Source organism: [Clostridium] celerecrescens 18A (genome assembly GCF_002797975.1).
GTDB classification, from domain to species: Bacteria; Bacillota; Clostridia; order Lachnospirales; family Lachnospiraceae; genus Lacrimispora; species Lacrimispora celerecrescens.
Genome location: NZ_PGET01000001.1, coordinates 3,417,501 through 3,430,045, shown reverse-complemented (window position 1 = coordinate 3,430,045; position 12,545 = coordinate 3,417,501). Strand labels below are relative to the sequence as shown.

Sequence of the window (12,545 nt, the reverse complement as noted above, 5' to 3'; positions counted from 1 at the left end):
GAATTAGATGAAGAACAATCAAATGACCCCCAAAAGAAAAAAAACATTTTCCCAGGTAATGAACACACCGAAGGTTGCAGGATATGTATTTATCCTGCCCTTCATTATAGGCTTTCTTGCATTTCTGGCCGTACCAATGATTTTTTCTTTAGGGTTTTCGTTTACCAGATACAATATTTTAAAATCACCGGTTTTTATAGGTCTGGAAAATTACAAGGCCATGTTTACAGCGGATCCAAAGTTTTGGAAGGTATTTGGCGTGACCATGTACTATGTTCTGTTTTCGGTTCCCCTCCGGCTTCTCATGGCTCTGCTTGTAGCCATGCTGCTTGTAAAAAGCACTAAAATGTCCGGTTTTTACAGAGCTGTTTATTATCTTCCTTCCATTATTGGCTCCAGCGTGGCTGTAGCAATTCTCTGGAAGCGGATGTTTGCCAGTGACGGTGTAATAAATGCAATTCTAGGTATTTTTGGACTACCATCCGACATTGCATGGCTGGGAAGAGCGGATACCGCTATCTGGACCCTGATTATCCTTGCTGTCTGGCAGTTTGGTTCTTCCATGCTCATATTTTTATCCGGGTTAAAACAGATTCCCATAAGTCTTTATGAGGCAGCTACCGTAGATGGTGCAAATGGCATTCAGCGTTTCTTTAAGATCACGATTCCAATGCTGACACCAACGATTTTCTTTAACCTGATTAACCAGCTGATCAACGGTTTTATGGCATTTACCCAAAGCTATATTATTACTCAGGGAAAACCAAAGGACAGCACACTGTTTTATACGGTATACATGTACCAGAATTCCTTTACGTATAATAAGCTGGGCTATGGCTGTGCAATGGCATGGTTCATGGTGTTTGTAGTCGGGCTTTTGACCCTGATACTTTTCAAGACACAGAAGAAATGGGTATATTATGAATCAGAAGGGTGATAAGATATGAAAACAGGATATAGAGAAAGAAGAATAGCCACCACAGTGGTTTATCATGTGTTCACCTTTTTGCTGGCATGTGTTATGATATATCCCCTTGTGTGGATGGTGATGAGTTCCTTTAAGAACTCCAATGAAATATTCCGGACAGCTGCTAAACTGCTGCCAGATAAATTTTCACTTGAAAACTACCGTATAGGTTGGCAGGGCTTTGCGGGCTATGGTTTCAGCACGTTTTTTAAGAACTCTTTTATCATTGCAGGTCTTTCCACGGTCGGGGCGGTCGTTTCTTCCGCCATTGTAGGCTATGGCTTTGCCCGTATTGATTTTAAGTTTAAAAACTTCTGGTTCGCATGTATGCTGCTTGCCATGATGCTTCCGTTCCAGATCATCATGATTCCCCAGTATATCATTTTTAACAAAATGGGATGGGTGGGAAGCTATCTTCCCATCATTGTACCTCAATTTTTTGGCCAGGGCTTTTTCATTTTCTTAAATGTACAGTTTATAAAGGGAATCCCCATTGATTTAGATGAAGCTGCCAGAATGGATGGATGCACCATATACTCCATATTCATAAGAATCATCCTTCCTCTTGTGAAACCTTCTTTGGTGACTAGCGCTATTTTCTCCTTTATGTGGAGATGGGATGATTTTATGACGGCTCTGCTTTTCTTAAGCGATCCTATGAAATACCCGGTCAGCTATGCATTAAAGATGTTTTCCGACCCAACGGCTGGCTCAGACTGGGGCGCGATGTTTGCAATGGCAACCTTTTCCCTGATTCCTATTTTTCTGATTTTCCTGACCATGCAGAAATATCTGGTGGAAGGAATTGCCTCTACAGGAATCAAGGGTTAAAACAGATTTTCAGGCAGGAAAACCGCTTAGTGGTTTTCCTGCTTATTTTAATGGTGATAAATTATCACTGGACATCAGTTGAAGAATTTTCTCGTTTATCCGCTTGCCCAAAGATTGGGAATATTTTATAATACATTGGTTAGTCAAAACTAACTAAAATTATATGCAAGGAGGAATCTATGAGGAGTAGAGATAAAGTTAAATTTCTGGCGGTTCTGACTGTCATGAACCTGGTATTTACAATCCAGCCGATTGCAGGGGAGTGGAGGCAAGATGAAGATAAGTGGCGCTATATTCTGGAAGATGGCCGGGAAAAGAGGAATTCATGGCTGAAAACCGATGACGGCAATTGGTATCACTTTGATGAGAACGGAAATATGAGAACGGGATGGTACCAGGACACGGATCAGAAGTGGTATTATCTGGAGCCAGACGGTTCCATGGCTACCGGCTGGAAAGAGATTCGTGGAAAGTGGTATTACATGGATAGGGACGGTTCCATGGCTACCGGCTGGAAGGAGATCGATGGGAAGTGGTATTATCTTGACAAGCAGTCAGGAGAAGCTCTGGTAAATGGTTACACGCCCGATGGATACTATGTGGACAGCGGCGGGGCCTGGAACGGAAAGTCATCCCGGAATTCTTACAATGGCAGCAGCTCTGGCAGCAAGACCTCCAACAATACAGGGGGGAACGGAAGCAATCAAACGGGAGGAGGAAACAGTCAACCAGGGGGAGGAAACAATCAACCCGGAGGAGGAAACAGCGAAAATGGGAATACCGGAAATAATGGAACGGAGGGCGGCGAAAATCCATGGGAAGGCATAAGTCCTGTTGTTCTGGAACAAACTGGAATCGTATCTGTTCAGGGACTTCCCTATGCCGTAATATCCTTTTCCGATGAGGCAGAGGGACTTGAAGAGTTCCGTTATTCCATAGCAGGGAAAGATGCCACATCGTCCGTTACTCCTGTGACAACTTCAGGCAGGACGGTAAAAATACCTTTGCCGGATGAAAATACCCGTACACTGGCCATAACCTCCGGGAAATGGACTGTATCGGTTATTGCACTGAGAGAACCGGGAAAGAGTACTGCGGCAGAGAAAGAGCTTGTTGAAACGAACCTTTCCCTTCCATCGGATATCCCCTATGTGGTGCTTACTAAGGCAACCATTCCCTTGACCCAGTATGTGAAATTTATCAGACAGGGAGATTCCCTCTTCATAAAACCTTTGGAAACTACGGTAGATACCATGCAGCTCCAAGGTCAGGAGGAAGCGCAGAGCAATAGCCAGGAAGAGAAAGAAAACGATATCCTGATAGAGGAAGATAACCGGACCGCGGCCGGTCTTAAGAGCTTTGCTTCGGATGCGGTCTCAAGTGCGACTGCCGCACCTCCTGCCAGTCTGGAGGGAAAGGAAAAGACGGCTACAATTGCTGTATTGTTTGATTTGGCAGCAAATAACATAATTGCAGATAATCTGGGAATTGGAACATCTTCTGTAGAGGCCTTTCTGTCTAAATGGGAACCTTCTGAGAAATTATCCGCGTTAAATGAAGACCTGACCTTGAGTACAGATGCAAAAGACTTAAAGACCAGAAGTTGGAAAAAAGCAGAGGACCTGCCCAGATATGTCAAATATTTAACAGATAAAGGCGGCTACGGAACAAAAGTAGAACTTTTAACGGGAAAAGCAGACAATACCAATCCGCCTGAGCTGACCATTACCCCATCTTTAAAAGGAAAGAGCATAGTCATACAGCTCAGTGAGGAAAATGAATCTTGGTACCGTTCCATTACTGAAATAGAGATTCCTTACAGTGAAACCAAAACCCACTACTATCAGGAAAACAATACCTTGTCTGCAGACGGGAAAACCATTACCCTGGGAGTAGATGCGATCAGCGGGCCTATGAATTATGCCGGGGATTATGAGGTTACGATCCATTCCTTTGGGTTCGGGGAGGTAAAAGGTTCTCTTTCTGTTGTAGATAAGGCTCCATCCTTTACATCTACCTGGGATGACGCTAACAGCCAGTTGAAATTAAGAGCGGGCTTTACATATTATACCGATCAGATAACGGCAATTACGGTCAATGGAATCCGGTTGGAATCCGGAAGCTTTACAAGTGATTACAATAATTTGTATATTTCCTACCGCTATCTGGTAAACGGAAAAAATATGATTGAAATTCAGGCAAAGGGTTATGAAGATACCAGCCTTGAGGTGGAATCCCCGGAAGCGTTTGTTACACCTAAGAAAGCGCCGTCTGTTACCGTAAGGGAAGTGATAGAAGGTTCTTCTGTGGTATTTGATATCGGAGCATTTCAGGAAGACAGTGAAGAGATGGAATGGTTCCAGGCTTTAGAGGCTGATTATCTTACTCTGACATATTCTTATAGCAGTGTTTCCGGCCTTTCTCTTGAAAAAGACGGGAACAGTTTTACGGTCACTGCGAATAAGACTACAATGTCTTCTTATTACACGTATACCATGAAAATTGCCATACCGGGGTATGAAGCAGTAACGATAGCGTTCACTCCCGTAAAAGCACCGCCTGCCATAACCCAGCAGTGGAACCAGGAAAATTACAGCTTAATGCTTACCGGCAATGCCTCTTATTTAAGCTCCTATGTAACAAATGTAGTTTTAAACGGAACAGAACGGAAGAAGGGAGAAGCTGCTGATTATACCGCTTCCTACAGCAAAGGAATTGAAATCTTCCCTCATAACTTTACCGCCGGATCGCCATATAGAATTGAGCTTTATGCCTCCGGCTATGGAATAACGGTATTAGAAGGGACTGCTCCGGCAGATTTGGTGTCTCCATTAGAAGCTCCGTTGCTGAAATCAGAAGCTGTTGTGCAGAAAGGTACTGTAACTGTGGAGATGGTGTCAGGAGAAGCAAATGATTGGCTGAATAATATCAGTTCTGTGACAATATCGGATTCTTACTCTTCCGCAGCTGTCACTTATACAAAAAATGAAAATGGACTTATTTTGCCATCTGTCAGCTCCTACAGTCCTGGTATTTATACGGTCACGATATATGCAAAGGGATACCGGGCCGCTCAGGCAGAGGTCAGAATCTTAAATTCAGTTAGTGTGAAAGGTGTGATTAATTATGACGAAGAACGACTGGAACTGACAGCGGAAGATTCCTATTTCTATGATAAAGTAACGGTATTCTTGAATGGAGCCGAACTGAAGAAGGGGGCCGGATATACGACCAGCGGATACAGCACAATTTACATTCCGGCTGCACTGCTTACAGAGGAAGAAAACCTTCTGGTCTTATATAATGAAGCATATCAAAAGATGGAAATGAGCTTTGGGCAGTATATTGCCTATGAACCGGCGCCAAAGCTGGAAGTAGAAAACGGAACCTCCTTAAGCGGAGAAAATACAATTGTCCTGCATGTAGCGGATGGGAACCAGGAATGGTGGGATTCTCTGATCCAGTCCCACGTATCCGTAAAGCGTTCTTCCTCCAGTCAGACGATTACAGGATTTAGCAAAAACGCTGATGAAGAACAGCTTTCGATTACGCTAAGCGGTACATTGTCTTATTATTATGGCTATAACGTTTCAATCTCAGTGCCGGGATACCGTTCCTGTAATGTTACCTTCACACCGTACCAGAAACTGCCGGATATAACAGATGAGTGGCTGGAAAACGGAGATTTGCAATTCTCTACTAATACATCTTACTATTTTTACAGCTCCTACAACACTGTTTATCTGGACGGCGAAAAGCTGACCAGTGGCACAGATTATAGCTTGAATACGAGAACAAAGCCGTACAATTTAACTATATTAGCTAAAAATTTCACCTCAGAGGAACATGAGATACGGATATTATCAGAATATAATAATTATGCACCTTATGAAATAACTGTAACAGTTCCGGAAAATCAAAATGATATGATTATGGAAGCAAGGAAATTAAACATGGAAGAACCAGTTGCAGAGTCGGTAGAGAAACCTGAGATAAAGGAAGGAAATGAGCCTGCAGAAGAAAATACGGAAGAAAATGAGGAGGAAGTAGATACAGGAGAAGAAAATACGGAAGAAGAAAATACGAAAGAAGAAAATACGAAAGAAGAAAATACGAAAGAAGAAAATACGGAAGAAGTAAATACGGGAGAAGAAAATACGGGAGAAGAAAATACGGGAGAAGAAAATCCAACAGAGGAAGGCCCAGCAGAGGAAAGCTCGGAAGAAAAGAATCCGGATAAAAATCTGACAGAAGAACCCTTGGCTGAGGAAACGGAGCCGGATGGTGACCAGGAACAAAATGGTGCGGTCATAGAAAAAAATAACTGGCACCAGCTGCCGGAAAATGGGCGGTAAAAATGCTGCCGAATAGGAGTCCAATGGTTTCATAGAATAATCTTGTTTTATACTTAAAAATGGAGGAAGCCGACAGGAGGGGGAATCCTGTCGGCTGAGTATGAAAATATGTATATGAAAGGTCTCTTTGGCCTGTTTACAGGTATTAATATATGTTGGAGATGTGTTGAGAATTTGATGGAAATGTGAAGATCCTGTGAAAGGAGAGAATAAAATAAAAATGGAGCACCGCAGGATTGGGGAAATACGGCACTCCAAAGAAGAGTTATATAAATTATAGCGCAAAAAATCAGTTTAGTAAAGGGAAATAAGTAAATTTTTATAGATAATCCGTTAATATTTTGTAAATACATCATTAATTGTAATATATAATATAAATACACACATTACTCTGCTATTGCCATTTTATTCCCTGGATTGTGGCATATTCTTCTGCTCATATTGGAACCTCTTCTGCATAAAATATATCATATGCTTCATTTGAAACAGGCAGGAGGCCGCAATATGGAAAAAATACTGGATAATCGGTATTATGATCTTATCATAAGTAATGCCATGGTTCCATCTTATAATACGGGTGATAATATTACCACGCTGAATGATATGAATTCCTTACTGCATATACCAAAGGATCAGATGGAGCCCTGTGACCTTGGGTTAAATCCCTATCATTTGTTTCCGGCTTTATATACCCTTGAGTCATCGGTCAGCATCGAGAAATCCGGTATAGGATCTGTTCAGAGAACTCCTGGCCTTGGCATGATTGGGAGAGGGGTAATTGTTGGCATTGTGGATACTGGTATTGATTACCGCCATCCTGCCTTTAAGTATAATGACAGAACAACCAGAATCCTGTCTATATGGGATCAGACCCAGGTGGGAAGCACACCTCCAAGAGGGTTTACTTTTGGTGCTGAATATACCAAAGAGCTGATTAATTTTGCATTAATTTCTGAAAATCCTCTTTCGATTGTCCCCACAGTAGATACCATACGTCATGGAACTGCCATTGCTAGCATCATTGCCGGAAGGCCTAATGATGATTATAACTTCAGCGGTGTTGTTCCTGAAGCAGATCTTTTGGTAGTAAAACTTAAAACAGCAAAGGATAACTTAAAGAAACTGTTCTTTGTTCCGGATAATGCCTTGTGCTATCAGGAATCAGACATCATCCTTGGAATCCGGTATTTGGTTACCACCGCTCAAAGGCTGAACCGGCCTCTAGTCATATGCATTGCCCTTGGAAGCAGTCAGGGAGGGCACGACGGGCGAGGTGCCTCCTCCGCTTATCTGGATTATCTGGTACAGCGGCCAAGAATCGGTGTGACCATTGCTGCCGGAAACGAAGGCAATAATGGAAGACATTTCTTTAACAGCACTCAAACCCCTCCTTATATAGACACCTTCCAGTTAAACGTAGGAATCAATGATAAAGAATTTGCCATGGAGATATGGCCTTACATACCTTCCAGGCTTTTTATAGAGATCACCGCTCCAACCGGGGAGTCCTCCCAGATTATTTATCCTTCCTTTTCAGATTGCAAAAAAATTATCTTTCAAACTGTGGAAAGCATTGTCTGGGTGAACAATATTATTTTTGAAGAGGAAACCGGTGATCAGCTGATTCTGGTGCGTTTTCAAAACGTAGTTGCAGGAACCTGGAATATCAGGGTAGGCAGCACTGAAAATGAAGGTTTTTCCTATCATGCCTGGCTGCCCTCCGGTAATCTCATATCAAATGAGACCTTTTTCTTAAACTCCAGTCCTGATACAACCATAACTTCCCAGGGAGATGCCATACATCCTCTGACAGTTACGGCCTATAACCAGCTGGAAGGAAATATTCTGAATGAATCAAGCAGAGGATATACCAGACTGGGGCTTGTAAAACCTGATTTGGGTGCCCCCGGCTACCAGCTTCCCTGTGCGCTTCCAGACTTTCGATATGGAAATGCTACCGGTACCGGAGCTGCAGCTGCCCATGCGGCTGGGGTCGCGGCCATGGTCATGGAATGGGCTTACAATAAGGGTAACTATACGTCAGTTACCGGATATCAGATCAACCGCTTGTTGATACGCGGGGCAAGACGGAACCCTGCGAATATTTATCCCAACAATATATGGGGGTACGGGCAGTTGGATGCAGCAAATATGTTCAGGCAGCTGACAACAATTTAAGATCAGAACCTTCAGGCTGGATAGAGTTTTCTACGGCAGCCTGGAGGTTTTTTTGTAGTGATGTTACCATGTATGGAACTGCCGCGTATCTGGGTTAGGTAGGAACGTTTAAGGAAAAGAAAGCATCAATTAAATCAGGCGGTTAAACCAGACTGAAGGGTTTAAGGATGAGAATTGGGAAAGGGGATAGGAATTGATGATTATGGGAGAGATCATAAATTATGTAAAACCAGAACTTGTCGTAGTAGCAGTGGTCCTTTACCTGCTGGGGCAGTGGATCAAACAAAGCCAGACGATTAAAGATAAATACATCCCAATGATTAACGGAGCAGCGGGCATTGTTTTGTGCGGTGTTTACGTAATGTCCATGAGTGATGTACACACCATCCAACAGATCGCCACAGCAGCATTTACAGCAATTACCCAGGGGATCCTGGTCGCCGGACTGAGTACGTACGTTAACCAGCTAATTAAACAATCAGGTAAAAAAGAATAATGAGAAGCCGTAGTGACAGGGGTCTGGGATTTTCCCGGGCCCTTATCATATGACGCTAGAACAAAAATGGCGGGTTTTCAAAAACCCAGCCCGCCTATTTCCTTTTTCTTAATTCTTTTCTGATCCTGGGTTCAATCCCCCTGCGTTCCATTTCAGCCATGATGTTTTCAAATTCTCCGGGAGGAGCAGAAGGGGGGATTACGTCCCTGCTGGCAGCCTCTAACCGGTTGAATTCTTCCTCCAAGCTTTTTTCGAGTTTTTTATTCCAGTGTCTCATATGAATCACCTCCCAGAAAATTATATAACAGTTGTAAAGCTCCTTTTATATAATGTTCTGGACTTATGACTGAAATACTGTTTTTAAGATAATAATTGTTCCCATTCCAGTCAATCGGATATTCACAAACCGCAATCCTGCTTGGTGAGGTTAAATACTGGTTAGCTGCATGAACATATTGTTCACGTTCACCTGGCCAAATCCCCATATGTTATTTGGATAGATGTATGAGCTTGCCCGCACTGCACCCCTCATCATAAGCCGGCTGACATCGACCCCATTCATTGTTTTATAATTTCCTTTTACAATGGTCCACTCAAAGACCATGGCAATGATCCCGGCTACGTGGGCAGCAGCAGCCCCTGTTCCTGTAACAGAACCATATCCATTTCCGGGAACCGCACAGGTGATTTGGTAACCAGGAGCGGCAATATCAGGTTTAACAAGGCCGGTTCTTGTATAGCCCCTGCTTGATTCACCAAGAATTGAGTTATTCATCTGATTATAGGCAGTCACAGTCAGCTGGCGCCTGCCGTTTCCCGGTGAAGTGATGGTGGTATCCGGAGAGGAATTAAGAAAAAAGGTCTTGTTGGATATGAGACCGTTTGAAGGGAGCCAGGCATGGAAGGACAAAGGTTCATTTTCAACGCTCCTGACCCGAATGCGCCAGACTCCGGGAGTGGTGTTCTGAAAACGCACCAGGATCATCTGGTCTCCGGTTTCCTCTTCAAAAAGATAATTGTTGATATAAAGGGTAGTAGGGGTGAATACAAAGTTAAAGACTCTGCAATCGCCGAGTGCAGGATATACCTGCTGGGTGGATTCTCTGTTTGGTGAGGAAATATCAATGGAAAGCCGTCCAAGGGAACTTGACCAGATTTCCATAGCAAACATCTTATCATTTTCCCCTATTCTTAATTCAAAATCATTGTAATAAGGCTCTGATTGGGTAGAATTAAAATAGTGTCTTTGACTGTTTCCCTCGTTACCGGCAGAAACGGATATGCCGATACTGGGCTGCAGTACCAGGTCATTTAGGTAACCGCTTAGAGCGCCTCTTCCGTCATGACCTCCCTGGCTGCTTCCTACAGCAAAGCAGGTGACCACAGGGCGGTTATACTTTTCCGAAATGGTAAGGGAATAACGGAAGCCAAGCATAAGATCCGATTCCTGGAAGCATAAAGCATTACTTGGAATAAAATAAAATTCTTTTAGATTTTCTTTTGCTTCCTTAAGCTTTACGATCACCAGATCAGATTGAGGGACTACACCGCTAAAGGATTCCAGTAAGCTGGGAGTGCCGGCAATAACGCTTGCAATAGATGTTCCATGTCCGTTTGTGTCTGTAGATGGTACAACAGACAGGGGATCAGCAGAATTTAATGCGGCATTGATTGTCTCCTGGCTGTATTCCGTACCAAAGGTAAAGGTCTCAGGAGGGGTTCCTTCCTGCTGGGTCTGGTCCCATATGGAGAGAATACGTGTCGAGCCGTCACTGTTGCGGAAGGCAGGATGCTGGTAATCAATACCCGTATCAATGACTACAATGATTACACCCTTTCCAAACAGGGCTAAGGCAGGATTCCGCTGAACCGTTCCTATGCCGGACTGTTCAAGGCTGACCGTAGATGTGAGCGTATATATACCGGGAAAGGTGTGGACTGGATATTTTACCATATCACAAAGAGTGATGTTGGCAGCCGGGATATGTAGTAAGGAATGCCGGTTGTTCAGATAGGTAATGTTATCAGCATTGGGGGCTGAAGTAATTGGGTTTGTAATGATTAAATCAAAATAATTGTTATCCAATATTTTTTTCACAGTTAAGTCTCCTTGCCGATGCTGACAGCAGCAATCATGCAATATGCTAAATGAGAGTAGCTGTCTAAAATTGGGATGTCCCGGCAGCACTGCCGGGCCGTTATGCATGTTAAATGATATGGCAGAAGATGAAGAAATATGAGAGATGGATTGACTGTTATTCCGACGTTTATTCCTGCAGTCTGTGTTCGCTTATTATAATTGACTCGCCCAATGCACCTATCACTTCAACTGAAATTGTGTTTATCACAGCCCTAAATGTTTCATTGCATTTAGAAGCATCTAAATAGGCCCTTTCCAGTTTTTCTATGGAGTCTAAATTTCCAAGGGTTAAATGAGGAGTATAAGGGTATCCTTTTTTATTCTCCTTTAATAGATCGGAATATAGCTGATCATGGATTTCATGAATATGTTCCTTTCCTTCTACAATATTTAAAAATAAATAATTCCCTAATTCACCAGGCTGCTTTGAAACTCCATTCAGAGTAATTTCAAAAGTTTTGATATTCATAAGCTTATCACTTATATGCTTGTTCAATCTATCATTCCCCATATTGCATTGAAAGGGGAAAACTAAAGTAATATGCGGTTTAACAAGAGCAGATAACGGATCGTATTGATTCCTATAGAAATGAATTACATCCATGTTATGAAATTCTGGAAATATCATGATTGTCCTAGTATCCATATTGACTCTCCTTTCTAAATTAACGTTGTTTGCTGCATTTTTCCAATTGCCTGCGGTCCATAATCACAGTAATACCATAGAAATCTTAAAAGATAAACTTGATAGTAATGGGTATGTGAGATAATATACTACTTAGTATGGAGTAAGGAAGGATAGCATTATGGAGAATAAAAAATGGCTTGAATGGGCGGTTGAATTGCAGGCAATCGCACAGGCAGGGCTATATTATACGAAGGATTGCTTTGACCAGGAACGATTTGAAAGGATCCGGGAGATTTCGGCTGAAATAATCAGCAGACAATCAGAAATGCCTGTCGAAAAGGTCAAAGATTTATTCTGCTGCGAAACAGGATACCAAACCCCCAAGATAGATACCAGGGCCGCCATTTTTAAGAACAACAGGATTCTTCTGGTTAAAGAATCCGATGGGAGATGGTCATTGCCTGGAGGCTGGGTCGATGTAGATTTATCAGTAAAAGAAAATATAATAAAAGAAGTCAGGGAAGAGGCAGGCCTTGATGTCGAGGTCGACAAGGTCATTGCCGTGCAGGATAGAGAAAAACATAATCTTCCGATCTATGCCTACAAAATTTGTAAAATTTTTATACAGTGTTCCGTTATTGGCGGTTCATTTAAAGCAAATAATGAAACCACTGACAGCCGTTATTTCTCAATGGAAGAATTGCCGCCACTTGCAACGGAAAAGAGCAATGCAGAACAGATAAAAATGTGTTTTCAGGCTTATTCTGAGCAAGCCTGGAAAACAATCCTGGAATAGAACTCCGGTTGATCAATGATCAGCATATTTTATTGAAGTGATATATTTGATCATATTCTCATCGTCTTGTACGCAGTAGGTGTAGCCCAAATGGCCGGAAACCTGAAGTGCAAGAAAACGAAACAGATCACAAGCTGAGAAAACAGCATTCCAA

The 12,545-nt window shown here is 42.6% G+C and carries 10 protein-coding genes (1 of these 10 only partly in view); 6 read left to right on the top strand and 4 right to left on the bottom strand.

The genetic code is table 11. From position 1 onward, the window contains the following. The first annotated feature begins 7 nt into the window (after nucleotides 1-7). The 5 genes from H171_RS15575 to H171_RS15555 all read left to right on the top strand — a co-directional run bounded on the left by H171_RS15575 (nucleotide 8) and on the right by H171_RS15555 (nucleotide 8,827). Nucleotides 8-937 carry a carbohydrate ABC transporter permease gene (locus H171_RS15575; protein ID WP_100305969.1) on the top strand — a complete coding sequence of 310 codons (930 nt, stop codon included), beginning with the start codon at nucleotides 8-10 and terminating at the stop codon, nucleotides 935-937. Nucleotides 938-943: 6 nt separating this feature from the next. Next, complete coding sequence (locus tag H171_RS15570; RefSeq protein ID WP_100305968.1) at nucleotides 944-1,798, top strand: carbohydrate ABC transporter permease; 855 nt, start codon at nucleotides 944-946, stop codon at nucleotides 1,796-1,798. A gap of 179 nt (nucleotides 1,799-1,977) precedes the next feature. Continuing rightward, entirely contained in the window at nucleotides 1,978-6,153 is a 4,176-nt protein-coding gene (locus H171_RS15565) for a hemoblobin-interacting domain-containing protein (RefSeq protein ID WP_100305967.1), read from the top strand. Nucleotides 6,154-6,657: 504 nt separating this feature from the next. Next, complete coding sequence (locus H171_RS15560) at nucleotides 6,658-8,331, top strand: S8 family peptidase (protein ID WP_100305966.1); 1,674 nt, start codon at nucleotides 6,658-6,660, stop codon at nucleotides 8,329-8,331. Between the two features lie 202 nt (nucleotides 8,332-8,533). Beyond that, nucleotides 8,534-8,827 (top strand): phage holin family protein, encoded by a 294-nt coding sequence (locus H171_RS15555; protein ID WP_186802637.1) that lies wholly within the window; start codon nucleotides 8,534-8,536, stop codon nucleotides 8,825-8,827. 94 nt (nucleotides 8,828-8,921) lie between these two features. On the opposite strand, the gene H171_RS15550 is transcribed toward H171_RS15555, so the two are convergent. From H171_RS15550 to H171_RS15540, 3 genes are all read right to left on the bottom strand, one after another. Next, nucleotides 8,922-9,104 (bottom strand): hypothetical protein, encoded by a 183-nt coding sequence (locus H171_RS15550; RefSeq protein WP_100305965.1) that lies wholly within the window; start codon nucleotides 9,102-9,104, stop codon nucleotides 8,922-8,924. A gap of 150 nt (nucleotides 9,105-9,254) precedes the next feature. After that, nucleotides 9,255-10,925, bottom strand: a complete 1,671-nt coding sequence (locus tag H171_RS15545; RefSeq protein WP_100305964.1) for a S8 family peptidase — start codon at nucleotides 10,923-10,925, stop codon at nucleotides 9,255-9,257. A gap of 169 nt (nucleotides 10,926-11,094) precedes the next feature. Then, a complete protein-coding gene (locus H171_RS15540) occupies nucleotides 11,095-11,613 on the bottom strand; it encodes a 2'-5' RNA ligase family protein (protein ID WP_100305963.1) in 519 nt (172 codons plus the stop codon). 160 nt (nucleotides 11,614-11,773) lie between these two features. On the opposite strand from H171_RS15540, the gene H171_RS15535 reads away from it, so the two are divergent. After that, complete coding sequence (locus H171_RS15535; protein WP_330404253.1) at nucleotides 11,774-12,391, top strand: NUDIX hydrolase N-terminal domain-containing protein; 618 nt, start codon at nucleotides 11,774-11,776, stop codon at nucleotides 12,389-12,391. A gap of 12 nt (nucleotides 12,392-12,403) precedes the next feature. On the opposite strand, the gene H171_RS15530 is transcribed toward H171_RS15535, so the two are convergent. Then, nucleotides 12,404-12,545 carry the 3' portion of an aminoglycoside 6-adenylyltransferase gene (locus tag H171_RS15530; protein ID WP_100305961.1) on the bottom strand. It continues 722 nt past the right edge of the window, so only the last 142 of its 864 coding nucleotides appear in the window; its start codon lies off the right edge, out of view; it ends in the stop codon at nucleotides 12,404-12,406.

Bases quoted from the DNA above. Each gene is read 5' to 3' on its own strand.
- H171_RS15575 (WP_100305969.1), top strand. From the start codon at position 8: ATGAAGAACAATCAAATGACCCCCAAAAGAAAAAAAACATTTTCCCAG.
- H171_RS15570 (WP_100305968.1), top strand. From the start codon at position 944: ATGAAAACAGGATATAGAGAAAGAAGAATAGCCACCACAGTGGTTTAT.
- H171_RS15565 (WP_100305967.1), top strand. From the start codon at position 1,978: ATGAGGAGTAGAGATAAAGTTAAATTTCTGGCGGTTCTGACTGTCATG.
- H171_RS15560 (WP_100305966.1), top strand. From the start codon at position 6,658: ATGGAAAAAATACTGGATAATCGGTATTATGATCTTATCATAAGTAAT.
- H171_RS15555 (WP_186802637.1), top strand. From the start codon at position 8,534: ATGGGAGAGATCATAAATTATGTAAAACCAGAACTTGTCGTAGTAGCA.
- H171_RS15550 (WP_100305965.1), bottom strand. From the start codon at position 9,104: ATGAGACACTGGAATAAAAAACTCGAAAAAAGCTTGGAGGAAGAATTC.
- H171_RS15540 (WP_100305963.1), bottom strand. From the start codon at position 11,613: ATGGATACTAGGACAATCATGATATTTCCAGAATTTCATAACATGGAT.
- H171_RS15535 (WP_330404253.1), top strand. From the start codon at position 11,774: ATGGAGAATAAAAAATGGCTTGAATGGGCGGTTGAATTGCAGGCAATC.